The organism is Streptomyces sp. PA03-3a, from assembly GCF_033792735.1.
GTDB lineage: Bacteria > Actinomycetota > Actinomycetes > Streptomycetales > Streptomycetaceae > Actinacidiphila.
Window position 1 is genome coordinate 87,777 of the sequence record NZ_JARAVM010000011.1, and the last position, 21,958, is coordinate 109,734.

Here is a 21,958-nt window from a genome sequence, read left to right on the forward strand (position 1 = left end):
CATGACCGACAGCAGCCGCAGCCCCCGCCCGCTCGTCCTCGCCTCCGCCTCGCCCGCGCGCCTGGGCCTGCTGAAGCAGGCCGGGCTCGACCCGCGGGTCGTCGTCAGCGGTGTCGACGAGGACGCGATCAGCGCCGGCAGCCCCGCCGAGCTCGCCCGGATACTGGCCGAGGCCAAGGCCTCCGCGGTCGCCGCGGGGCTCTCCGACGGCGAGGTCGTCATCGGCTGCGACTCCGTCCTGGACCTGGACGGAGTCGCACTGGGCAAGCCGGCCGACGCCGAGGACGCGACGTCCCGCTGGAAGTCCATGCGCGGCCGCTCCGGCGTGCTGCGGACCGGGCACTGCGTCATCGACCTCGCCACCGGCCGCCGCGTCTCGGAGACCGCCTCCACCACGGTGCGGTTCGGCACCCCGGACGACGCCGAGATCGCCGCCTACGTCGCTTCGGGCGAGCCGATGCACGTGGCCGGCGCCTTCACCCTCGACGGCCGCTCGGCGCCGTTCGTCGAGGGCATCGAGGGCGACCACGGCAACGTCATCGGCATCTCGCTGCCGCTGCTGCGCCGGCTCTTCGTTGGGCTGGACCTGCGCATCACCGACTTCTGGGTCTGATCGGCCGCCCGCTCGGACCGTCCAGCTCGGACCGTCCAGCTCGGACCGTCCAGCTCGGACCGTCCAGCTCGGACCGTCCAGCTCGGACCGGCCCGTTGTTCCGGGCCGGTCAGACGGCGGCGGGGGCGACGGGCGGCGGGGGCGTGCTTCCGCCGGGCTCGCCGTCCGGGCCGGAGGCCGAGGCGGGCGTCTCTCCCGCGTAGAGCACCAGGGCGAGCACGACGAACCCCAGGACCACCATCATCCCGACGAAGGCGGCCCAGCCCACCGGGGCGGCCAGCCCCGCCCCCAGGACCCCGTGGGTCACCGCGCACACGATGAGCAGGATCCGGCCGAAGCGGCCCGGGGACCGGTCGCGCCGCGCCATACGGACGAGCACGACCGCGCAGGCGATGAGGAAGAGCGCCATCAGCACGCCTGCCGCCCATGCGCCCACCGCCATCGCGCCCGGATCGAGCCCGGCCAGGGACATCTGCTGATGCCGTACGGCGATACCCATGATCCAGTTGACGAAGGCGAAGCCGAACGCCTCCAGGATCAGCAATACGGCCGCCGCCACGGCGACACTTCTGCGCACTGCGCGCCCCCTGTCCCAGACCCCTATTACCGGCGGTATTTCGCTGGCCGAACGCTACTAACGGGTAGGAGTTGCGGCAAGAGTCCGCGCGGCACCACCCGTATGGGGCGCCGGTCCGGCAAAGATTTACCCGGGCCTTCGTGGAGTTCCCACAAAAAAAGCGCCACGTCGGTCACGGTGGAGGACGGTGACCCGGCCCACACCCCAGGGCCGCAAGCACCGGGATAAATGGGGCTTTACCGTAGGAAGCCTAGGCATCCGGGTCCTGATTGGGGGCCCGTATCACCCTCCGTGTGGGCAAGCTCACCCCCAGGGGTGCCTCGGCACGAAGTGTCGCCAGTACCTAAACTCTGCTTGTTTCAAGGAGGGAGCCATCGTGCGCAAGGTGCTCATCGCCAACCGCGGTGAAATCGCAGTCCGCGTCGCCCGTGCCTGCCGGGATGCCGGGATCGCCAGCGTGGCCGTCTACGCGGAGCCGGACCGGGACGCGCTGCACGTGCGCGTGGCCGACGAGGCATACGCGCTGGGCGGTGACACCCCGGCCACCAGTTACCTGGACATCTCCAAGGTGCTGGCGGCCGCAGCCGAGTCCGGGGCCGACGCCGTCCACCCCGGCTACGGCTTCCTGTCGGAGAACGCCGACTTCGCCCAGGCCGTCCTGGACGCCGGGCTCACCTGGATCGGCCCCCCGCCGCAGGCCATCCGCGACCTCGGCGACAAGGTCGCCGCGCGGCACATCGCGCAGCGCGCCGGAGCCCCCCTCGTCGCCGGCACCCCGGACCCCGTCTCGGGCGCCGACGAGGTTGTCGCCTTCGCGCGGGAGAACGGCCTGCCGATCGCGATCAAGGCCGCCTTCGGCGGCGGCGGCCGCGGCCTGAAGGTCGCCCGCACCCTGGACGAGGTCCCCGAGCTGTACGAGTCGGCCGTCCGCGAGGCCGTCGCCGCCTTCGGCCGCGGCGAGTGCTTCGTCGAGCGCTACCTCGACAAGCCGCGGCACGTGGAGACCCAGTGCCTGGCGGACAGCCACGGCAACGTCGTGGTCGTCTCCACCCGTGACTGCTCGCTGCAGCGCCGGCACCAGAAGCTGGTGGAGGAGGCCCCCGCGCCGTTCCTGACCCCGGAGCAGAACGCCCAGCTCTACGCGGCGTCCAAGGCCATCCTCAAGGAGGCCGGCTACGTCGGCGCCGGCACCTGCGAGTTCCTGGTCGGCACGGACGGCACCATCTCCTTCCTCGAGGTGAACACCCGTCTGCAGGTCGAACACCCGGTCACCGAGGAGGTCACCGGCATCGACCTGGTCCGCGAGATGTTCCGCATCGCCGACGGCGAGGAACTCGGCTACGACGACCCGCCGCTGCGCGGCCACTCCTTCGAGTTCCGCATCAACGGCGAGGACCCGGGCCGGGGCTTCCTGCCCGCCCCCGGCACCGTCACCCGCTTCGACCCGCCGACCGGCCCCGGCGTCCGCCTGGACGCCGGCGTCGAGACCGGCAGCGTCATCGGCCCGGCGTGGGACTCCCTGCTCGCCAAGCTCGTCATCACCGGCGCCACCCGGCAGCAGGCCCTGCAGCGCGCGGCGCGCGCCCTGGCCGAGTTCCAGGTCGAGGGCATGGCCACCGCCATCCCGTTCCACCGCGCGGTGGTCGGCGACCCGGCGTTCGCTCCCGAGGTCAACGGCAAGACCGGTCCGTTCACCGTCCACACCCGGTGGATCGAGACCGAGTTCGTCAACGACATCAAGCCCTTCGCCGCCCCGGCCGACGCCGAGGACGACACCGAGCCCGGCCGCGAGACCGTGGTGGTCGAGGTCGGCGGCAAGCGGCTGGAGGTCTCCCTGCCCGCCTCGCTGGGCATGACCCTGGCCCGCACCGCCGCCGCCGGCGGTGCCCGCCCCAAGCGCCGCGCCACCAAGAAGGCCGGCTCCGCTGCCTCCGGCGACTCCCTGACCTCCCCGATGCAGGGCACGATCGTCAAGATCGCGGTCGAGGAGGGCCAGCACGTCGAAGAGGGCGACCTCGTGGTGGTGCTCGAGGCGATGAAGATGGAACAGCCCATCAACGCCCACCGCGCCGGCACCATCAAGGGGCTCACCGCCGACGTCGGTTCCTCCGTGTCCTCGGGCGCCCTCCTCTGCGAGATCAAGGACTGACGCCCGTCCGCGGACGGCGGCACGAACGCCGCGGGCCCCGGCCGATCACTCAGCCGGGGCCCGCGGCGTTCCGCCGTCACCGTCTAGCGTCGGCGCGGCGCCAGATCGGCGATCCGGGCGGCCTGCTGTTCCCCGGCCAGTTGGGCGGTGCGCAGCGGGGACATCCCCGACACGCCGCCGGCCGACTGGCCGGCGGCCCTGGCGCGCGGCTCACCGGGAGCCGAACCGCCCGGATAGTTGCCTGAGGGGTGCTGGTGGCGCCGGGGTCCCGGCACGGGCGGCATCTCCCGTCGCTGCCGCCCGTGGGTCATCCCGTTGTCCGCCCCGTCCGTCGACGCGACGGCGACCTGCACACCTCGGTCGGCCAGCGCCTGGAGCTCCGTGGCGGCGCGGTCGTCGCCCGCCGGTGGCTCGTCCGTGACCAGATGGGTGATCAGATCCGTGGGCACGGTCTGGAACATGGTGTCCGTGCCCAGCTTGGTGTGGTCGGCCAGGACCACGACCTCCGCCGCCGCCTGGACCAGGGCCCGGTCGACGCTGGCGGAGAGCATGTTGGACGTGGACAGCCCGCGTTCGGCGCTCAGCCCCGCCCCGGACAGGAAGGCCCGCGACACCCGCAGCCCCTGCAGGGACTGCTCGGCGCCGCTGCCCACCAGCGCGTAGTTGGAGCCTCGGAGCGTGCCACCGGTCATGACCACCTCGACCCGGTTCGCGTGCGCCAGGGCCTGCGCCACCAGCAGGGAGTTGGTGACGACGGTCAGCCCCGGCACCCGGGCGAGCCGGCGTGCCAGCTCCTGGGTGGTCGTGCCGGCGCCGACGACGATGGCCTCGCCCTCCTCGACGAGACCGGCGGCGAGATCGGCGATCGCCGTCTTCTCCGCGGTCGATAGATGGGATTTCTGCGGGAAGCCGGACTCCCTGGTGAAGCCTCCCGGCAGCACCGCACCGCCGTGCCGGCGGTCGAGCAGTCCTTCTGCCTCCAGCGCCCGCACGTCACGCCGTACGGTCACTTCCGAGGTCTGGACGACACGGGCGAGCTCACGGAGCGAAACCGCTCCGTTGGCACGCACCATTTCGAGGATCAGTTGGCGACGTTCTGCTGCGAACACGAAACTGACAGTAACGCCAATGACCTTCCGCTATCAGCAGTTTGCACCGATTAACAGAAGTTGTTCGCAGGGTCGGACGCCCCGTGCTATATAGGCGAAGGCTTCCGCTCCGGTGACGCGCCGGAGCCGGTGCCGAAGGCCCTGTCAGAGCTCTCCGGCCGCCTTTCGGGTCGCCAACTGCCGTGCCGCTTCGGCGATCGAACCCGACAGCGACGGATAGACCGTGTAGGTGTTCGCCATCTGTTCGACGGTCAGGTTGTTGTCGACCGCGATCGAAATGGGATGGATGAGTTCGCTGGCGCGCGGCGAGACGACCACGCCGCCGACCACGATGCCGGTGCCCGGACGGCAGAACAGCTTCACGAAGCCGTCCCTGATGCCCTGCATCTTGGCGCGCGGGTTGCGCAGCAGCGGGAGCTTGACGACCCGTGCGTCCATCAGGCCCGAGTCGACGTCCGCCTGGGTGTAGCCGACGGTCGCGATCTCGGGGTCGGTGAAGACGTTCGAGGAGACCGTCTTGAGGTTGAGCGGGCCGACCGTCTCGCCCAGGAAGTGGTACATCGCGATCCGGCCCTGCATGGCCGCGACCGAGGCGAGCGCGAAGACGCCCGTGACGTCACCGGCCGCGTACACGCCGGGCGCCGAGGTGCGGGAGACCTTGTCGGTCCAGATGTGCCCGGACTCCTTGAGCTTGACGCCCGCGCCCTCCAGGCCCATGGCGGAGGTGTTCGGTATCGCGCCGACGGCCATGAGGCAGTGGCTGCCGGTGATGACCCGGCCGTCGGAGAGGGTGACCTCGACGCGGTCGCCCACCCGCTTGACGGCCTCGGCGCGCGAGCGGGCCATGACGTTCATGCCGCGGCGGCGGAAGACGTCCTCCAGGACGGCGGCGGCGTCCGGGTCCTCGCCGGGCAGGACGCGGTCGCGGGAGGAGACCAGGGTCACCTTCGAGCCGAGCGCCTGGTACGCGCCGGCGAACTCGGCGCCCGTCACGCCGGAGCCGACCACGATGAGCTCCTCGGGGAGCTCGTCCAGGTCGTACACCTGCGTCCAGTTGAGGATCCGCTCGCCGTCCGGCTTCGCGTCGGGCAGCTCGCGGGGGCGGCCGCCGGTGGCGATCAGCACGGCGTCGGCGGTGAGGGTCTCGGAGGTGCCGTCGGCCGCCTCGACGACGACGGTGCGGGAGCCGTCGATCGCCTGCATGCCCTCCAGCCGGCCGCGGCCGCGCATCACCCGTGCGCCCGCACGGGTGACAGAGGCGGTGATGTCGTGGGACTGGGCGAGCGCCAGGCGCTTCACCCGCCGGTTGACCTTGCCGAGGTCGACGCCGACGACCCGGGCGGCCTGCTCGATGTGCGGTGTGTCGTCCGCCACGATGATGCCCAGTTCCTCGTACGACGAGTCGAAGGTGGTCATCACCTCGGCCGTCGCGATCAGGGTCTTCGACGGCACGCAGTCGGTGAGAACCGAGGCCCCGCCCAGGCCGTCGCAGTCGACGACGGTCACCTCCGCCCCCAGCTGGCTGGCCACCAGGGCCGCTTCGTATCCGCCGGGTCCGCCACCAATGATCACGATCCGATTCACGTACCCCATTGTCCCGCACGCGCCAAGTGATCACTTACGGGGGCGGTGTCCCGCTGTCGTACTCTCATGACCATGTCGCTCTACGCCGCCTACGCCGGCAACCTCGACGCCCGGCTGATGACGCGCCGCGCCCCGCACTCGCCCCTGCGCGGCACCGGCTGGCTCAGCGGCTGGCGCCTGACCTTCGGCGGCGAGCAGATGGGCTGGGAGGGCGCGCTCGCCACCCTGGTGGAGGATCCGCTGCACCAGGTCTTCGTCGGGCTGTACGACATCGCCCCGGTCGACGAGGAGCCGATGGACCGCTGGGAGGGTGTCCCGCTGGGCATCTACCGGCGCCACATGGTCCGGGCGCACACCCTCGACGGCGACCTGCCCGCGTGGATCTACGTCCTCAACGACTACGAGGGCGGTCTGCCGTCCGCGCGCTACCTCGGGGAGATCGCGGACGCGGCGGAGTCGGCGGGCGCTCCGCACGACTACGTCATGGAACTGCGCAAGCGCCCCTGCTGACCCGGCGGCAGCCCGGGCGGGGCGGCCTCCCCACGGCCCCCGGACCCCGTCAATCGGCGGATCCTCCGAAATTCCGCAGACCGTGACCTGGGACGTCTACGCGCGTAGGAGATAACCGGCTACTCTCATCGGCGTGAACTCTTCCGCAACTCCCCACGCCGCCCGCACCCCGCTCGGCGACCCGTACGCCGCCGCCACGGCCGCCGCCGCCCGCCTGCGCGAGCTGACCGGCGGCGAGACCCACGACGTCGCCCTGGTCATGGGCTCCGGCTGGGTGCCTGCCGCCGACGCCCTCGGCGAGGCCGATCACGAGTTCGCAGTGACCGAACTGCCGGGCTTCCCGCCGCCGGCCGTGGCCGGGCACTCCGGCAAGTTGCGCTCCGTGCGGATCGGAGACAAGCGGGCGCTGGTCTTCCTGGGCCGCAACCACTTCTACGAGGGCCACGGCGTCGCCACCGTCGCGCACGGCGTGCGCACCGCCGTCGCCGCCGGCTGCAAGACCGTCGTCCTGACCAACGGCTGCGGCGGGCTGCGCCCCACCTACCGCCCCGGCCAGGCGGTGCTGATCGGCGACCACATCAACATGACGGCCGCCTCGCCGATCGTCGGTGCCAACTTCGTCGACCTCACCGACCTGTACTCGCCGCGGCTGCGCGCCCTGTGCAAGGAGGTCGACCCCTCCCTGGAGGAGGGCGTCTACGTCCAGCTCCCCGGCCCGCACTACGAGACCCCGGCCGAGATCAACATGGTCCGGGTCATCGGCGGCGACCTCGTCGGCATGTCCACCGCGCTGGAGGCCATCGCGGCCCGCGAGGCGGGCGCCGAGGTGCTCGGCATCTCCCTGGTGACCAACCTCGCCGCCGGCATGACGGGCGAGCCGCTGAACCACGAGGAGGTCCTGGAGGCCGGCCGCGACTCCGCCGCGCGGATGGGCAGCCTGCTCGCCCAGGTGCTCGAGCGCATCTGACCGCCCCACGCCCCCGGGTGGGCGGACCGGCGCCCCCGCGCCGGCACACCGCGCGGGATCCCAGGGGTGCCCGCACCCTGGTTAGGGAAGGCGGCCTACGGGGAGGTAACCGGGCGGCGCTCGTCGCGGCGGCCCGCTCCGCCGCCGCCCGGCCGGACGGGATCCCGCCGCGCGGCCTCCCGCTGTGGCACCGGTCGCGGGCATGACGGGCCGAAGGCAGGCCCCAGGCCGACCCGCGCGCGGCGCGAGCGGCACCGAAGACCGAGACATCGCAGGAGCATCACGTGGCAAGCGCAAGCGAGAACGCGGAGCTGATCCCCCAGGCGCGCGCCTGGCTGGCCGAGGACCCCGACCCCGACACCCGTGCCGAGCTCGAGGCCCTGCTCGCGGCGGTCGAGTCGGGTGACACGGCGGCGGCCGGCGACCTCGCGGACCGGTTCGCCGGCACCCTGCAGTTCGGAACGGCGGGGCTGCGCGGGGAGGTCGGCGCGGGCCCGATGCGCATGAACCGCTCCGTGGTCATCCGGGCGGCCGCCGGTCTCGCCGCGTACCTCACGGCGCAGGGCAAGGGCGACGGGCTGGTCGTCGTGGGCCACGACGCCCGCCACAAGTCGCTGGACTTCGCCCGCGACACCGCCGCCGTCATGGTCGGCGCAGGCCTGCGGGCGGCCGTGCTGCCCGGACCGCTGCCGACGCCGGTGCTGGCCTTCGCGATCCGCCACCTCGGCGCCGTCGCGGGTGTCGCGGTGACCGCGAGCCACAACCCCCCGCGGGACAACGGCTACAAGGTCTACCTGGGCGACGGCTCGCAGATCGTCCCGCCCGCCGACGCGGGGATCGCCGACGAGATCGCCGCGATCGGGCCGCTGTCCGGCGTACCGCTGGCGGACGGCGGCTGGCAGGTCCTCGGCGAGGAGGTCGTCGAGGCCTACCTGGACCGCGCCGCCTCCGTCGTGGACCGGCACACACCGCGTGACCTCTCGGTCGTCTACACCCCGCTGCACGGGGTCGGCCGCGACGTGCTGACCGCCGCCTTCGAGCGCGCCGGGTTCGCCGCCCCGCACGTCGTCGCCGAACAGGGCGAGCCGGACCCGGACTTCCCGACCGTCGCCTTCCCCAACCCGGAGGAGCCGGGGGCGATGGACCTGGCCTTCGCCGCGGCCCGGGCGCTCGGCCCCGACGTCGACATCGTCATCGCCAACGACCCCGACGCCGACCGCTGCGCCGTGGCCGTGCCGGACCGCGCCGCCGGGGGCGGCTGGCGGATGCTGCGCGGCGACGAGGTCGGCGCGCTGCTCGCCACCCACCTGGTGCACCGCCGGGCCGACGGCACCTTCGCGGCGAGCATCGTCTCCTCCTCCCTGCTCTCCCGCATCGCGGCGCGCGCGGGGCTGCCCTACGCCGACACCTTGACCGGCTTCAAGTGGATCTCCCGGGTGGAGGGCCTGCGCTTCGGCTACGAGGAGGCGCTGGGCTACTGCGTCGACCCCGCGGGCGTGCGCGACAAGGACGGCGTCACCGCCGCCCTGGCCGTCGCGGAACTGACCGCCGAGCTCAAGGCCAAGGGCCGTACGCTCTCCGACCTGCTGGACGACATCGCCCTGGAGTACGGGCTGCACGCCACCGACCAGCTCTCGGTGCGGGTCGCCGACCTGTCGGTCATCGACGACGCGATGAGCCGGCTGCGGGAGCGGCCGCCCAGCTCGCTGGCCGGTCTCGCCGTCGTCACCGCCGAGGACCTCTCCAAGGGCAGTGCCGAACTGCCGCCCACCGACGGCCTGCGCTACCGGCTGGCCGGCTCTCCGGGCGCCGGTGTGGAGTCGGCCCGGGTGATCGTGCGCCCGAGCGGCACCGAGCCCAAGCTGAAGTGCTACCTGGAGGCGGTCCTTCCCGTGCCCGGCGCCGACCGGCTGGCCACCGTCCGCGCCCAGGCCGCCGAGGTGCTGGCGGCCGTCAAGGCCGACCTCGCGACCGCCGCCGGACTCCCCCGGGACGAGGCCCCGGCGCAGGCCTGACGCGCTGCTGACGACGCCGCCCCGGTCGTGCCCGGGCGGGCACGACCGGGGCGGCGTCGTTCGCGCCCTGTCTCGGGCTCAGCCGATGGCCATCAGGACGACCAGCACGACCGCCCCCGCCACCGCCGGGGCGATCACCTCGTACGCCCAGCGGACCGTGACCTCGCTCGGCGCGCCCTCCCGGGCGCCGTGCCGCTCCGCGAGCTCGCGCAGCTCGTCCACCACGCGGTCGGACCAGGCCCGGGTCGTGTCCGGCGCGCCGGGGCGGGCCCCCAGCGTCGCGCCCGGGTCGCCCGCGGCGGCGGCGCGCGTCCTGGCCCGCGCGGCCCGCTTGCGGGCGCGCATCGACACCGGGACGGCCCACAGCTGGTACTTCTTGCCCTCCACGAACAGCTCGGTCGAGTAGCCGGAGCGCAGTCCCTCCACGGCGCCCCAGGACGCGGTGACGGTACGGAAGGGGTTGCGGACCAGCAGACGGTCGTCCCCGGCCCGGACGACCGGGCGCAGGGTGAACGCGACGACCAGCGGCACGATCAGCAGCATCAGCGCGAGGGCCAGCCAGGGGGTGTTCCCCGTACCGCGGACGATCGCGTCGATGCCGAGCCACAGCGTGACGGCGAGCATGATCACGCCACCGGCGACACCGGCCGCCGAGCGGTAGGCGCGCTCGGCGTACTTCGGCTGCCCGGGGTCGGGCTGCGGTTCGGGGGCGGGGTTCTCGGAGCTCGTCATGAGATCAGATTGTGCCCGACCCCGGGCCCGCGCCCGGCGGGGCGGAGGTTGCGTTAGTGCATCGGCGTCGGCGCCGTCCGCTCGCCGCCTACTCGTACGCCTTGTCCTGCGTGGAGTCGTAGACGAGCTTGCCCGCCGCGTCGTAGCCCTTGATGTGCGGCAGGGAGTCCTCCGCCGCGGCCAGGACCCCGGTCGCGGCGAAGTAGCCGTGGTCGAGCGCGGCCTGCCGCGTGACGCCGCCCCAGGAGACGGTGACCTTGGCGACCCCGTGCTCGACCGTGCCGACGCTGCCCCAGCGGAAGGGGAAGTGGTACGGCAGCCCCGGGCCGGTGGCGCCGTCCTGCTTGTAGAGCCGGAAGGCGTTGTCGTCCGGCACGACGGGCCCGCGGCCCGGGGCGCCGGTGTCGCCCGAGCTGGTGCTCACACCCTGCGTCTCCCCGCCCTTGTCCGTGCAGATCAGCCGGACCGGCGTACCGCCGGGGGTGCCGACCGCCACCACCCGGATGCCGTCGCCGGGGGAGTTCATGTCGCCGGTGGCGTTCAGCGCGAGGATCACCCGGTAGTCCTCGGGCTTGCCGAGGTCGTGCCGGAAGGGGGAGTCGGCCGCCTGGTGCTTCGCGTCGAAGGACAGGCACCCCTCCAGCGCCTCGGCCGCGCGCTCCAACGTGATCCCGTCCGCCAGTTGCCCCGGCGTCACGGGGCCTTCGGGCCCGCTCGCCCGCACGGGGGCGGAGGGTTGCAGCTGGGTCGCGCTCGCCTGCGCGGACGGCAGGGCGCCATGGGCCGGCAGAACGGCCTGGCCGCCGTCGCCGGGCTGGTAGTGCATCGCGACGGCCGTGCCGGGCACCGCGACCAGTGCCGCCAGCCCGGCCCCCGCGGCGAACACCCGGCGCCTGCGGCTCGTCCTGCCCTGCCGCACGATCGTGGCGTAGGGCGCCTCGCTCGTGCCCAGCACGTCCGTCTGCTCCTCGAGGAGCTCGCGCAGCCGCGCCTCGAACTCCGTGTCGCCGTCCGTGGGGCCGTACCCCGTCGCGTCTCCCATGTCCCTCATCGGGCCCCTCCTTCTGCCTTCGTGTGCTTCGCCGTGCCCCACGGCCCGGTCCTCGTCCCCGCACCCGCACCCGCACCGGCCCCGACGGGCTCCGCGGCCATCACGGCGGTGCCCAGCCGGGCGCGCAGCTTGGCCAGGCCGCGGGCCGCCTGGCTCTTGACCGTCCCGGCCGAGCAGCCGAGCGCGTGGGCGACCTCGGTCTCCGACAGGTCGTCCCAGTACCGCAGCACGACCACGGCCCGCTGCCGCGCCGGCAGTTCGCCGAGCGCCGCCAGCAGCTCCTCGCGCTGCGCCACCCGCGCCGTGGGATCGGCGCCGGCGCCCTCGGGCGGTACGTCCGTGAGCCGTTCGGCCACGCGTTTCTTGCGGAACCGGTCCTTGTTACAGCTGATCAGGATCCGCCGCACATACGCGTCCGGATTGTCGCTGCGCTGCACCCGCCGCCACGACCGATAGGCCTTGGCCAGCGCGGTCTGCGCGAGGTCCTCGGCGTGATGCCCGTCACCTGTGAGCAGATAGGCGGTCCTGACCAGATGGGCCCATCTGGCACGGACGTAGCCTTGGAACTCCGCCTCGTCGTCTGGATTCATCGATGACCCCCTTCACCCACCAGACCACCGGTTCCGCCAATTCGGTTGCCGCACCCCCCGTAAGGGGACGGACGGATCCGCCCGGACCGGTGACATTCGCTACGCGCGTAGATATGCTGGGCTGGTGACCATGCCCACCACTGTTCCCGCTCACGGCCCCGACGCCGCGGCCCGGCTGGCGTCCATGGCCGGCGTCACGGCCTCCGACGCCGCGCTGCGCCGCTTCCTGCACGGGCTGCCCGGCGTCGACGCGGTCGGCCTCGAAGCCCGCGCCGCAAGCCTCGGCACCCGTTCGATCAAGACCACGGCGAAGGCGTACGCCATCGACCTGGCGATCTCGATGATCGACCTCACCACGCTCGAAGGCGCGGACACCCCGGGCAAGGTCCGGGCGCTGTCCGCCAAGGGCGTCAACCCGGACCCGACCGACCGCACGACCCCCAGGGTCGCCGCGATCTGCGTCTACCCGGACATGGTCGCGACCGCCAAGGAGGCCCTGGGCGACTCCGGCGTGCGCGTCGCGTCCGTCGCCACCGCCTTCCCGGCCGGCCGCGCCGCGCTGCCGGTCAAGCTCGCCGACACCGCCGACGCGGTGGCCGCGGGCGCCGACGAAGTGGACATGGTCATCGACCGCGGCGCCTTCCTGGCCGGCCGCTACCTGAAGGTCTTCGAGGAGATCAAGGCGGTCAAGGAGGCCTGCCGCCGCCCCGACGGCAGCTCCGCCCACCTCAAGGTCATCTTCGAGAACGGCGAACTGGCGACGTACGACAACATCCGCCGCGCCTCCTGGCTCGGCATGCTCGCCGGCGCCGACTTCATCAAGACCTCGACCGGCAAGGTGGCGGTCAACGCCACCCCCGCCAACACCCTGCTGATGCTCGAGGCCGTGCGCGACTTCCGCGCCACCACGGGCGTCCAGGTCGGGGTGAAGCCCGCCGGCGGCATCCGCACCTCCAAGGACGCCATCAAGTTCCTGGTCCTCGTCAACGAGACCGTGGGCGACGACTGGCTGAGCAACGAGTGGTTCCGTTTCGGCGCGTCCAGCCTGCTGAACGATCTGCTCATGCAGCGCCAGAAGCTGAGCACCGGCCGCTACTCCGGTCCCGACTACGTGACGGTGGACTGAGAACTCCGATGACACAGAACAAGAAGAACCAGCAGCCCCAGCCGGCCGCGCAGCCGAAGCCGGGCTCCGCCTTCGCGTACGCCCCGGCGCCGGAGTCCCGCTCCGTCGTCGACATCGCCCCCTCCTACGGCCTGTTCATCGACGGCGAGTTCACCGACGCCGCCGACGGCCGGGTCTTCAAGACCGTCAGCCCCTCCTCCGAGGAGGTCCTCTCCGAGGTCGCCCAGGCCGGCGAGGCGGACGTGGACCGGGCCGTCAGGGCCGCCCGCAAGGCCTTCGGGTTGTGGTCGGCGCTGCCCGGCTCCGAGCGGGCCAAGTACCTCTTCCGCATCGCCCGGATCGTCCAGGAGCGCTCGCGCGAACTGGCCGTCCTGGAGACGCTGGACAACGGCAAGCCGATCAGGGAGACCCGCGACGCCGACCTCCCGCTGGTCGCGGCGCACTTCTTCTACTACGCCGGCTGGGCCGACAAGCTCGCGCACGCCGGCTTCGGCCCGGCCCCCCGCCCGCTGGGCGTGGCCGGCCAGGTCATCCCGTGGAACTTCCCGCTGCTGATGCTGGCGTGGAAGATCGCCCCGGCGCTGGCCACCGGCAACACGGTCGTCCTCAAGCCGGCCGAGACCACCCCGCTGTCGGCGCTGTTCTTCGCCGACATCTGCCGCCAGGCGGGCCTGCCCAAGGGCGTCGTCAACATCCTCCCCGGCTACGGGGACGCCGGCGCCGCGCTGGTCGCGCACGAGGGCGTCGACAAGGTCGCCTTCACCGGCTCCACCGCCGTCGGCAAGCAGATCGCCCGCACCGTCGCCGGCGGCAGGAAGAAGCTCACCCTGGAGCTGGGCGGCAAGGGCGCCAACATCGTCTTCGACGACGCGCCGATCGACCAGGCCGTCGAGGGCATCGTCAACGGCATCTTCTTCAACCAGGGCCAGGTCTGCTGCGCGGGTTCCCGGCTGCTGGTCCAGGAGTCCGTCGCGGACGAGGTGCTGGACGCGCTCAAGCGCCGGCTGTCGACGCTGCGCGTCGGCGACCCGCTGGACAAGAACACCGACATCGGCGCCATCAACTCCGCCGAGCAGCTGGCCCGGATCACCGCGCTCGCCGAGGCCGGCGAGGCCGAGGGCGCCGAGCGCTGGTCGCCGGCGTGCGAACTGCCCTCCGCGGGCTACTGGTTCGCGCCGACGCTCTTCACCGGGGTCACGCAGGCGCACCGCATCGCCCGCGAGGAGATCTTCGGCCCGGTGCTCTCGGTGCTGACCTTCCGCACCCCGGCCGAGGCCGTGGAGAAGGCCAACAACACCCCGTACGGCCTGTCGGCGGGGATCTGGACGGAGAAGGGCTCGCGCATCCTGTCGGTCGCGAACCAGCTCCGCGCCGGTGTGGTGTGGGCCAACACGTTCAACAAGTTCGACCCGACCTCGCCCTTCGGCGGCTACAAGGAGTCGGGCTTCGGCCGCGAGGGCGGTCGCCACGGTCTGGAGGCGTACCTCGATGTCTGAGAAGTCCGAGAAGGCCGAGGCAGTGCGGCTGTCCGTCTTCAAGACCTACAAGCTGTTCGTCGGGGGCAAGTTCCCCCGCAGCGAGAGCGGGCGGGTGTACGAGGTGACCGACGCCAAGGGCAAGTGGCTCGCCAACGCCCCGCAGTCCTCCCGCAAGGACGCCCGTGACGCGGTGTCCGCAGCCCGCAAGGCCTTCGCCGGCTGGTCGGGCGCGACCGCGTACAACCGGGGGCAGATCCTCTACCGCATCGCGGAGATGCTGGAGGGCCGCCGGGAGCAGTTCGTCCGCGAGGTCGGCGAGGCCGAGGGGCTGTCGAAGTCCAAGGCGGCGGCCGTGGTGGACGCCGCGATCGACCGCTGGGTCTGGTACGCGGGCTGGACCGACAAGATCGCCCAGGTCGTGGGCGGCGCCAACCCGGTGGCCGGGCCGTACTTCAACCTGTCGAGCCCGGAGCCGACCGGGGTCGTCGCGGTCGTCGCGCCGCAGGAATCCTCCTTCCTGGGCCTGGTCTCGGTGGTCGCCCCGGTGATCGCCACCGGCAACACCGCGGTCGTCGTGGCCGGCGAGCGGGTCCCGCTGCCCGCGCTGTCGCTGGGCGAGGTGCTGGCCACCTCCGACCTGCCGGGCGGGGTCGTCAACATCCTGTCGGGACGCACCTCCGAGGTCGCGCCGACGCTCGCCGCGCACATGGACGTCAACGCCCTGGACCTGGCGGGCACGGTGGACGACGCGGCGCTCGCGAAGGAGCTGGAGATCGCGGCCGCGGACAACCTCAAGCGCGTGCTCCGTCCACAGGCTGTGGACTGGGCCGCCGAGCCCGGCACGGACCGCATGACGGCCTTCCTGGAGACCAAGACCGTCTGGCACCCCGCGGGGGCCGGGGCGGCCTCGGGCTCCGCGTACTGATCCCGTCCCCCGGCGGCCCGTCCCGCCGCCGGGGGCCGGCAGCGCCCGCACGACCCGGCGGCGGGCCCCCGCGACCGATGTGTCCCCGCGGGGGCCCGCCGCCGTACGCGTTCCGGCGCCGCGTCAGCCGCCCTGCAGGGTCCTGACCGTGTCGCCGAGCAGCGGCAGGTCGGAGACCGTGCGGCTGTTGGCGACCGGCTTGGTGACGTCCGCGGTGGAGACCGGCTTGAAGTCGGCGACCTGCGAACCCACCGAGTTGTCCAGCGGGTTGACGCTGGTCTGCGCGAACGGGTTCACCGGCACGTGGTTCACCGTGCCGATCAGGGCCGACGTCGCGGCCCGGCCGGCCTTGGCGGCCGTGGCCGCCCCTTCGCTCTGGACGTCCGCGTGCGCCGCCCCCGCCGAGGCGACGGCCGCGGCGGACGACACCGCGAGGACGGCGGCGCGGAGAAGAGTGCGGGAGAACTGCGGCATGAGGATCCACCTGCCTGGTCGCCGGCCCGCTCACGGGACCGGTCCCGGAACGGCGTTGACCGCCGTCCCCGTACGCGACAATGACGTCACTCACCGTAGTTGGTTGAACATCACGTATCCAAAGCATGTCCCGGCGGGTCACTCCAAAGACGGAATGCCTCACACTGGTGTCCCGTGAGCTCTCGCCCTCCCGCCGCCCGCGTGATCCTGCTGACCGGTCCCTCCGGGTCCGGCAAGTCCTCCCTCGCCGCCCGCACCGGCCTGCCGGTCCTGCGGCTGGACGACTTCTACAAGGAGGGTGACGACCCGTCCCTCCCGATGCTGCCGAGCGGCGTGGGGGCCGACTGGGACTCCCCGCTGTCCTGGAACACCGACGCGGCCCTCGCCGCCGTCGCCGAGCTGTGCGCCACGGGCCGGACCGCCGTCCCGGTGTACGAGCTCTCCACCAGTTCCGTCACCGGACGGGCGGAGCTGGACATCGACGGGGCGCCGCTCTTCATCGCCGAGGGCATCTTCGCCGCCGACATCGTCGCGCGCTGCGCCGAACTCGGCCTGCTCGCCGACGCGCTGTGCCTGAGCCGCGGCGCGGTCACCACCGCGCGCCGCCGCTTCGTCCGCGACCTGCGCGAGGGGCGGAAGTCGCTGCCCTTCCTGCTGCGCCGCGGCTGGAACCTGATGCGCGCCGAGCGGGACATCGTCGCCCGGCACGCGGAGCTCGGGGCGCATGTGTGCGACCGGGACGAGGCACTGGAACGGATCGGTCGCGCAACTTTTCCTTCGATCGCCGTCCGAGTCTGAACGAAACGGCGCGCGGGTCCGTAAGGACATGCGTGAGGGAGCGGTGCGCACAGACCCCCCGCTGCGCGCGACCGCTCCCTCTTGCCTCCCCCGGTTCCCCCGTTCCCCCCGTGGGCCCCCCGTTTCCCCGTTCCCCCCGGCGTCAGGCCACCAGCTCGCCGAACGCCGCCTCCTCGTCGACGCCCGCGCTGAGCGTCTGGTCCTCGCGCAGCCGGCGCAGGGAGCGCCAGATGCTGCTCTTCACCGTGCCGACGCTGATGCCGAGGATCTCGGCGATCTCCGGGTCGGTGCGGCCCTCGTAGTAACGGAGCACCAGCATCGTGCGCTGCGGCTCCGGGAGTTTGGCCAGTGCCTGCCACAGCACGGCCCGCAGTTCGGTGCCGCGCATCGCGTCCGTCTCGCCCGCCGTCTCCGGCAGCTCCTCGGTCGGGTACTCGTTGAGCTTGCGGCGGCGCCAGGCGCTGATGTGCAGGTTGGTCATGGTCCGGCGCAGGTAGCCGCCGACCGCGGCCTTGTCGCTGATCCGGTCCCAGGCCCGGTAGGTGGAGAACAGCGCGCTCTGCAGCAGGTCCTCCGCCTCGTAGCGGTCCCCCGTCAGGTGGTAGGCGGTCGCGTACAGGGAGGCCCGGCGCTCCTGGACGTAGGCGGTGAAGTCCGCGTCCGCCGTGAAGCACCGCTCCCCCGGGATCTCCCGGGCCCCCGTGGCCTCCCCGTAGGCGACACCCCCGTGCCCCCCGTCTCCCCCGTGACCCCCTTCGATCGCCGTGATGTACGGCGGCCGGTTGCGGACCACCTGACGCCCGGTGCCACGAGCGCACCCCCGCCCGCCCGTGGCACCGGACTTCTCGACGCCCCGGCCCGCGGTGTGCAGGCGCGGCTGAAGGACTGCGGTGGTCGTCGTGCTGTGCAGTGCGTTCATTTCGCGCCCCCCGTGGGTGGAGCCGGTCTGGTCTTCATACCTGTCCGGCGAGGGCCGCCCGGTGGCGTCCCCGTCGATGGGCAATAGCCTGCCGCGTCAGTTTCATGGCGTTGTCCGCCGAGTGTCACAGCCCCGTCACAGACCACGGCGGTACCTTCCACGGGTCCTCTTGGGAGAGAATGCGAGCGTGCCTTTCCTGTTGCTGATCGAGGACGACGACGCCATCCGAGCGAGCCTCGAACTCGCCCTGTCGCGCCAGGGCCACCGTGTGGTGGCCGCGGCGACGGGCGAGGACGGGCTGAAGCTGCTGCGCGAGCAGCGGCCGGACCTGATCGTGCTGGACGTGATGCTCCCGGGCATCGACGGCTTCGAGGTGTGCCGGCGCATCCGTCGCACCGACCAGCTGCCGATCATCCTGCTGACCGCGCGCAGCGACGACATCGACGTCGTCGTGGGCCTGGAGTCGGGGGCGGACGACTACGTCGTCAAGCCCATCCAGCCGCGTGTGCTGGACGCCCGCATCCGCGCCGTGCTGCGCCGCGGCGAGCGGGACAGCACCGACGCGGCCGCCTTCGGCAGCATCGTCATCGACCGCTCGGCGATGACCGTCACGAAGAACGGCGAGGACCTGCAGCTCACGCCGACCGAGCTGCGCCTGCTGCTGGAGCTGAGCCGCCGCCCCGGTCAGGCCCTGTCCCGGCAGCAGTTGCTGCGCCTGGTGTGGGAGCACGACTACCTCGGCGACTCGCGTCTGGTGGACGCCTGCGTGCAACGGCTGCGCGCCAAGATCGAGGACGTGCCCTCGTCGCCGACCCTGATCCGTACCGTCCGGGGTGTCGGGTACCGCCTGGACGCGCCGGCGTGAATCCACCGCACGACGAGTACCCGGCCGCCGACGACGGGACGGACCGGCGGCTGAGCGGCTGGAGGTCACGGCTGATGCGGCTCACCAGCCTGCGGCTGCGCCTGGTCGCCGTCTTCGCCGCCGTGGCGCTGGCGGCCGCCGTCTCCGCCTCCGGCATCGCGTACTGGCTCAACCGCGACGCGGTGCTGACGCGCGCCCAGAACGCCGCCCTCAACGACTTCCGCGCCTCGATGACCCGCAACGCGGGCTCCCTGCCGCGGTACCCGTCCTGCGACAAACTGGCCGACGCCGCGCGCAGCATCGGCGCCAGCACCCAGAACTACCAGGTGCTGCTGATCGGCACCGGCCCGGACGGCGAGCGCTGCGCGACCAAGTCGCTGAGCGACGGCTTCTCGCTGGACGCCGTCCCCTCGACGCTGCGCAAGGCCGTCAGCAAGCGCAACCCCAAGACGGGCGACCCCGCCGAGTACCACCTGTACTGGCAGCGGGTCACGCGCAACGGCCAGCCGTACCTGGTCGGCGGGGCCAAGGTGATCGGCGGCGGGCCGACCGGCTACATGTTCAAGTCGCTGGAGGCCGAGCGCAAGGACCTCAACTCGCTGGCCTGGTCGCTCGGTATCGCCACCGCCCTCGCCCTGATCGGCGCGGCCCTGCTCGCCCAGGCCGCGGCCTCCACCGTGCTGCGGCCCGTGGCCCGCCTCGGGGACGCCGCCAGGAGGCTCGGCGAGGGCAAGCTCGACACCCGGCTGCGGGTCACCGGCACCGACGAACTCGCCGAGTTGTCGCGGACGTTCAACCGCACCGCGGAACGGCTGGAGATGCGGGTCGACGAGCTGAGCCAGCGCGAGGCGGCCAGCCGCCGCTTCGTCGCCGACATGTCGCACGAGCTGCGCACCCCGCTGACCGCGATCACCGCCGTGACCGAGGTGCTGGAGGACGAGGCGGACTCCCTCGACCCGATGATCGCCCCGGCGGTACGGCTGGTGGTGAGCGAGACCAAGCGGCTGGGCGAGCTGGTGGAGAACCTGATGGAGGTCACCCGCTTCGACGCGGGCACCGCGCGGCTGGTCATGGACGACGTCGACGTCTCCGACCTGGTCACCGCCTGCATCGACGCCCGCGCCTGGCTCGACGCGGTGGAACTGGACGCGCCGCGCGGCATCATCGCGCTGCTCGACCCGCGCCGCATGGACGTGATCCTCGCCAATCTGATCGGCAACGCCCTCAAGCACGGCGGCTCGCCGGTCCGGGTCAAGGTCAGGCAGGACGGGGACGAACTCGTCGTCGAGGTCGCCGACAACGGCCCCGGCATCCCGGAGGACGTGCTGCCGCACGTCTTCGACCGGTTCTTCAAGGCGGACGCCTCCCGGGCCCGTTCCGAGGGGAGCGGCCTGGGCCTGTCCATCGCCCTGGAGAACGCGCACATCCACGGCGGAGAGATCGCCGCGGCCAACGCCCCTGGCGGCGGAGCGGTGTTCACGCTGCGGCTGCCGATGCGCACCGGGGCGGGCCAGGCGGCGGAGACCGAGGAAGGAAACGAGGGCACGTGACGCAGCCGTCCGGGGGCGCCGCCCCGCACGCCCCGGGTCTGCCGTCCGCGGGCGCCGCCCGTCGCCGGCGCGGCCCGCTCCTCGCCCTGCTCGGCGTGGTCCTGCTGGCCGGCTGCGGCATCCGCACCACCTCGGTGCCGGTGGACGCCGGACCGGCGCCTTCCCGCGTCTCCTGCGCGGTGCCGGACGAGGAGGCGAGCGCCTCCGCGACGGCCTCCGCCTCGCCCCGGGGGCTGACCGCCCGGGTGTACCTGGTGTGCAGCGCCCAGGTGGCCGGGGTGAACCGCTCCGTGCGGACGGAGGGCCTGGACCAGCTGGGGGTTGCCGTGCTGCTCCTGCGCGAACTGCAGCGCAAGCCGCGCGGCGGCGAGTCGTCGGCCGGCTTCACCACGGCCGTGCAGGGCGACCTGGCGGTGGAGGGACCGCGCCGCGACGACCCCCGCGAATCGCTCCGGATCAGCGCGCCGCTGAGCGACCTGCCGCCGTTCGCGCTCGCCCAGCTGGTGTGCACCTACGCCGGTACGGGCGCGGCCGCCGGCAGCGGCGGGGTGCTCCTGGGCGGCTCCGACGACACCCCGGTGCGCCGCTTCACCTGCACCGGGGACCTGCGCACCGACCCCGAGGCGGCGGAGACCGCTGGAACCGCCGTGAAGTGACAGACGTCCTTCCAGGCGTGCGGCGCGACGGCTCTCTCCCGAAAGTGCGCGCGGTGGGCCTGGTACTCGCCGCGGTGCATCTGGCTCTGGTCGGGTGGCTGATGCTGCGTCCGCAGTACGTGCCCTGGGTGGACGCCCCCAATCTCCGTCCGTTCGCCACCATCCGCTCCGACCTCGCCATGGGGCCCGCGGAGGCGGCCGGCCGGATCGCCTCGGGGATGGCGCTGCTGGCCCCGCTGGGCGTGCTGCTGCCGATGGCCGGCGGCCGGGTGCGGGCCTCGGTGACGGGGTCGTTCGCCCGCACGGTCTTCGCGGGCCTGATGATCTCGCTCGCCCTGGAGTTAATGCAGACCGGAGTGCCGGGGCAGATCTTCGACGTGGACGCCCTGCTGCTCAACACGGCCGGGGTCGCGCTGGCACACCTCGCCGTGGTGCCCGCGGCACGCGCGTGGGTGCACCGCCGCAGCGTCCGCCGGCAGGCCCGGCTGACCGGGACTCAGGGGCGGACCCCGAGGATTCCCAGGGTCGGGATCGCACCGTAGAGCGATGATTCGCGGTGTTATGCGCTCGTACGGTGATGTCATCGGCCGGAGAGACCGGCCTCGACTCCCGAAGGAGCACCCGCCATGTCCGCACTGGTCCGCCCGCGTCACGGCCGGATGATCGCCGGGGTCTGCGCCGGGCTCGCAGACCGGTTCGGCACCTCCGCCACCACGATGCGCGTGATCTTCCTGCTGTCGTGCCTGCTGCCCGGGCCGCAGTTCCTGCTCTACCTCGCGCTGTGGCTGCTGCTGCCGAACGAGGGGAGCACGAAGGCCGCGGTGTGACGCCACGGCCCGAGAAGCACCGACGGGCCGCACCCCCGAGGGGGTGCGGCCCGTCCGCCGTTCGTCCGGGCGGCGCTCAGCCGCCGATCGGCAGGCCCTGCAGCGGGAGCTGGCCCAGCGGCAGCTGGCCGCCGACCGGGAGGCCGCCGAGCAGCGTGCTCACGCCCTGCGGGGCGTTCTGCACACCGGGGACGAGGTTGGTCGACTTCGGCAGGCCGCTGGTGACGGCACCGACCGGGACCGACTTCGCCACGTTGGCGACCGGCACGGAGGCCGGCAGGGCCGAGGCGTCCGGCAGGCCCAGGTTGGTGTCCGTCGGAGCGGCGGAGGCGACGCCCGCGGCGGCCCCGACGAAGGCCACGCCCAGCGCGGCGGCACCGAGAGTCTTGACGGTTCCGGTCTTCATGGTTGCGATCCTCGTGATGGGGGATGGTGCGTCCGCC

The 21,958-nt window shown here is 73.0% G+C and carries 23 protein-coding genes; 14 read left to right on the forward strand and 9 right to left on the reverse strand.

Annotated features, from left to right (window positions below; all coding sequences use genetic code 11):
* Nucleotide 1 precedes the first annotated feature (1 nt).
* Nucleotides 2–613 carry a nucleoside triphosphate pyrophosphatase gene (locus PV342_RS15690; RefSeq protein ID WP_400798930.1) on the forward strand — a complete coding sequence of 204 codons (612 nt, stop codon included), beginning with the start codon at nt 2–4 and terminating at the stop codon, nt 611–613.
* A gap of 109 nt (nt 614–722) precedes the next feature.
* Here PV342_RS15690 and PV342_RS15695 read toward each other — a convergent pair whose 3' ends face one another.
* A complete protein-coding gene (locus tag PV342_RS15695) occupies nt 723–1,190 on the reverse strand; it encodes a hypothetical protein (protein WP_386991609.1) in 468 nt (155 codons plus the stop codon).
* Nucleotides 1,191–1,566: 376 nt separating this feature from the next.
* Between PV342_RS15695 and PV342_RS15700 the strand changes: the two genes are divergently transcribed.
* Nucleotides 1,567–3,339, forward strand: a complete 1,773-nt coding sequence (locus tag PV342_RS15700) for an acetyl/propionyl/methylcrotonyl-CoA carboxylase subunit alpha (protein WP_360998568.1) — start codon at nt 1,567–1,569, stop codon at nt 3,337–3,339.
* An 83-nt stretch (nt 3,340–3,422) separates the two neighbouring features.
* On the opposite strand, the gene PV342_RS15705 is transcribed toward PV342_RS15700, so the two are convergent.
* A complete protein-coding gene (locus tag PV342_RS15705) occupies nt 3,423–4,412 on the reverse strand; it encodes a DeoR/GlpR family DNA-binding transcription regulator (RefSeq protein ID WP_018561315.1) in 990 nt (329 codons plus the stop codon).
* A 180-nt stretch (nt 4,413–4,592) separates the two neighbouring features.
* On the reverse strand, nt 4,593–6,041 hold the full coding sequence (locus tag PV342_RS15710) for an NAD(P)H-quinone dehydrogenase (protein ID WP_400798938.1): 1,449 nt from the start codon (nt 6,039–6,041) through the stop codon (nt 4,593–4,595).
* Nucleotides 6,042–6,104: 63 nt separating this feature from the next.
* On the opposite strand from PV342_RS15710, the gene PV342_RS15715 reads away from it, so the two are divergent.
* The 3 genes from PV342_RS15715 (at nt 6,105) to PV342_RS15725 (ending at nt 9,524) form a co-directional block, all read left to right on the forward strand.
* Nucleotides 6,105–6,542: a gamma-glutamylcyclotransferase family protein gene (locus PV342_RS15715; protein WP_354796417.1), complete on the forward strand. Its 438-nt coding sequence runs from the start codon at nt 6,105–6,107 to the stop codon at nt 6,540–6,542.
* Between the two features lie 133 nt (nt 6,543–6,675).
* Nucleotides 6,676–7,509 (forward strand): purine-nucleoside phosphorylase, encoded by an 834-nt coding sequence (locus PV342_RS15720; RefSeq protein ID WP_500317514.1) that lies wholly within the window; start codon nt 6,676–6,678, stop codon nt 7,507–7,509.
* Between the two features lie 284 nt (nt 7,510–7,793).
* A complete protein-coding gene (locus tag PV342_RS15725; protein WP_396347068.1) occupies nt 7,794–9,524 on the forward strand; it encodes a phospho-sugar mutase in 1,731 nt (576 codons plus the stop codon).
* Between the two features lie 78 nt (nt 9,525–9,602).
* Here PV342_RS15725 and PV342_RS15730 read toward each other — a convergent pair whose 3' ends face one another.
* The 3 genes from PV342_RS15730 to PV342_RS15740 all read right to left on the reverse strand — a co-directional run bounded on the left by PV342_RS15730 (nt 9,603) and on the right by PV342_RS15740 (nt 11,897).
* Nucleotides 9,603–10,256 (reverse strand): PH domain-containing protein, encoded by a 654-nt coding sequence (locus tag PV342_RS15730; protein WP_386991604.1) that lies wholly within the window; start codon nt 10,254–10,256, stop codon nt 9,603–9,605.
* 88 nt (nt 10,257–10,344) lie between these two features.
* Nucleotides 10,345–11,307 carry a hypothetical protein gene (locus PV342_RS15735; RefSeq protein ID WP_400798944.1) on the reverse strand — a complete coding sequence of 321 codons (963 nt, stop codon included), beginning with the start codon at nt 11,305–11,307 and terminating at the stop codon, nt 10,345–10,347.
* Nucleotides 11,304–11,897, reverse strand: coding sequence for a SigE family RNA polymerase sigma factor (locus tag PV342_RS15740; protein ID WP_392610517.1), 594 nt, complete (start codon nt 11,895–11,897; stop codon nt 11,304–11,306). The genes PV342_RS15735 and PV342_RS15740 overlap by 4 nt, the downstream gene beginning before the upstream one ends.
* Nucleotides 11,898–12,027: 130 nt before the next feature.
* Here PV342_RS15740 and deoC point away from each other — a divergent pair, with 130 nt between their 5' ends.
* Genes deoC through PV342_RS15755 form a run of 3 tightly spaced genes read left to right on the forward strand, consistent with a single transcriptional unit; the run spans nt 12,028 to nt 15,426 of the window.
* Nucleotides 12,028–13,023 (forward strand): deoxyribose-phosphate aldolase, encoded by a 996-nt coding sequence (gene deoC, locus PV342_RS15745; RefSeq protein WP_500317609.1) that lies wholly within the window; start codon nt 12,028–12,030, stop codon nt 13,021–13,023.
* Between the two features lie 8 nt (nt 13,024–13,031).
* Nucleotides 13,032–14,519 (forward strand): aldehyde dehydrogenase family protein, encoded by a 1,488-nt coding sequence (locus PV342_RS15750; protein ID WP_500317516.1) that lies wholly within the window; start codon nt 13,032–13,034, stop codon nt 14,517–14,519.
* Entirely contained in the window at nt 14,512–15,426 is a 915-nt protein-coding gene (locus PV342_RS15755; protein ID WP_391577478.1) for an aldehyde dehydrogenase family protein, read from the forward strand. Before PV342_RS15750 ends, PV342_RS15755 begins: the two co-directional genes overlap by 8 nt.
* Before the next feature lie 123 nt (nt 15,427–15,549).
* Here PV342_RS15755 and PV342_RS15760 read toward each other — a convergent pair whose 3' ends face one another.
* On the reverse strand, nt 15,550–15,900 hold the full coding sequence (locus tag PV342_RS15760) for a hypothetical protein (protein ID WP_500317518.1): 351 nt from the start codon (nt 15,898–15,900) through the stop codon (nt 15,550–15,552).
* A 174-nt stretch (nt 15,901–16,074) separates the two neighbouring features.
* Here PV342_RS15760 and PV342_RS15765 point away from each other — a divergent pair, with 174 nt between their 5' ends.
* Nucleotides 16,075–16,698 (forward strand): uridine kinase family protein, encoded by a 624-nt coding sequence (locus PV342_RS15765; RefSeq protein WP_026251394.1) that lies wholly within the window; start codon nt 16,075–16,077, stop codon nt 16,696–16,698.
* Between the two features lie 142 nt (nt 16,699–16,840).
* Here PV342_RS15765 and PV342_RS15770 read toward each other — a convergent pair whose 3' ends face one another.
* Nucleotides 16,841–17,617, reverse strand: a complete 777-nt coding sequence (locus PV342_RS15770; protein ID WP_089224332.1) for a SigE family RNA polymerase sigma factor — start codon at nt 17,615–17,617, stop codon at nt 16,841–16,843.
* Between the two features lie 187 nt (nt 17,618–17,804).
* Here PV342_RS15770 and PV342_RS15775 point away from each other — a divergent pair, with 187 nt between their 5' ends.
* From PV342_RS15775 to PV342_RS15795, 5 genes are all read left to right on the forward strand, one after another.
* Nucleotides 17,805–18,482 carry a response regulator gene (locus tag PV342_RS15775; RefSeq protein ID WP_026251393.1) on the forward strand — a complete coding sequence of 226 codons (678 nt, stop codon included), beginning with the start codon at nt 17,805–17,807 and terminating at the stop codon, nt 18,480–18,482.
* On the forward strand, nt 18,479–20,032 hold the full coding sequence (locus PV342_RS15780) for an ATP-binding protein (protein WP_400798954.1): 1,554 nt from the start codon (nt 18,479–18,481) through the stop codon (nt 20,030–20,032). Before PV342_RS15775 ends, PV342_RS15780 begins: the two co-directional genes overlap by 4 nt.
* Nucleotides 20,029–20,688 (forward strand): hypothetical protein, encoded by a 660-nt coding sequence (locus tag PV342_RS15785; RefSeq protein WP_360998585.1) that lies wholly within the window; start codon nt 20,029–20,031, stop codon nt 20,686–20,688. Before PV342_RS15780 ends, PV342_RS15785 begins: the two co-directional genes overlap by 4 nt.
* 53 nt (nt 20,689–20,741) lie before the next feature.
* Nucleotides 20,742–21,230, forward strand: coding sequence for a VanZ family protein (locus tag PV342_RS15790; protein ID WP_500317521.1), 489 nt, complete (start codon nt 20,742–20,744; stop codon nt 21,228–21,230).
* Between the two features lie 84 nt (nt 21,231–21,314).
* Nucleotides 21,315–21,515, forward strand: a complete 201-nt coding sequence (locus tag PV342_RS15795; protein ID WP_018561297.1) for a PspC domain-containing protein — start codon at nt 21,315–21,317, stop codon at nt 21,513–21,515.
* 76 nt (nt 21,516–21,591) lie between these two features.
* Here the strand turns inward: PV342_RS15795 and PV342_RS15800 are convergent, their stop codons facing one another.
* Nucleotides 21,592–21,921: a hypothetical protein gene (locus tag PV342_RS15800; RefSeq protein ID WP_018561296.1), complete on the reverse strand. Its 330-nt coding sequence runs from the start codon at nt 21,919–21,921 to the stop codon at nt 21,592–21,594.
* Between the last annotated feature and the right edge of the window lie 37 nt (nt 21,922–21,958).

What these genes read in the sequence shown, in the direction of transcription:
- PV342_RS15690 (WP_400798930.1), top strand. Translation starts at nt 2, where the DNA reads ATGACCGACAGCAGCCGCAGCCCCCGCCCGCTCGTCCTCGCCTCCGCC.
- PV342_RS15705 (WP_018561315.1), bottom strand. Translation starts at nt 4,412, where the DNA reads ATGGTGCGTGCCAACGGAGCGGTTTCGCTCCGTGAGCTCGCCCGTGTC.
- PV342_RS15710 (WP_400798938.1), bottom strand. Translation starts at nt 6,041, where the DNA reads ATGGGGTACGTGAATCGGATCGTGATCATTGGTGGCGGACCCGGCGGA.
- PV342_RS15715 (WP_354796417.1), top strand. Translation starts at nt 6,105, where the DNA reads ATGTCGCTCTACGCCGCCTACGCCGGCAACCTCGACGCCCGGCTGATG.
- PV342_RS15730 (WP_386991604.1), bottom strand. Translation starts at nt 10,256, where the DNA reads ATGACGAGCTCCGAGAACCCCGCCCCCGAACCGCAGCCCGACCCCGGG.
- PV342_RS15735 (WP_400798944.1), bottom strand. Translation starts at nt 11,307, where the DNA reads ATGAGGGACATGGGAGACGCGACGGGGTACGGCCCCACGGACGGCGAC.
- PV342_RS15740 (WP_392610517.1), bottom strand. Translation starts at nt 11,897, where the DNA reads ATGAATCCAGACGACGAGGCGGAGTTCCAAGGCTACGTCCGTGCCAGA.
- deoC (WP_500317609.1), top strand. Translation starts at nt 12,028, where the DNA reads ATGCCCACCACTGTTCCCGCTCACGGCCCCGACGCCGCGGCCCGGCTG.
- PV342_RS15750 (WP_500317516.1), top strand. Translation starts at nt 13,032, where the DNA reads ATGACACAGAACAAGAAGAACCAGCAGCCCCAGCCGGCCGCGCAGCCG.
- PV342_RS15755 (WP_391577478.1), top strand. Translation starts at nt 14,512, where the DNA reads ATGTCTGAGAAGTCCGAGAAGGCCGAGGCAGTGCGGCTGTCCGTCTTC.
- PV342_RS15760 (WP_500317518.1), bottom strand. Translation starts at nt 15,900, where the DNA reads ATGCCGCAGTTCTCCCGCACTCTTCTCCGCGCCGCCGTCCTCGCGGTG.
- PV342_RS15770 (WP_089224332.1), bottom strand. Translation starts at nt 17,617, where the DNA reads ATGAACGCACTGCACAGCACGACGACCACCGCAGTCCTTCAGCCGCGC.
- PV342_RS15795 (WP_018561297.1), top strand. Translation starts at nt 21,315, where the DNA reads ATGTCCGCACTGGTCCGCCCGCGTCACGGCCGGATGATCGCCGGGGTC.
- PV342_RS15800 (WP_018561296.1), bottom strand. Translation starts at nt 21,921, where the DNA reads ATGAAGACCGGAACCGTCAAGACTCTCGGTGCCGCCGCGCTGGGCGTG.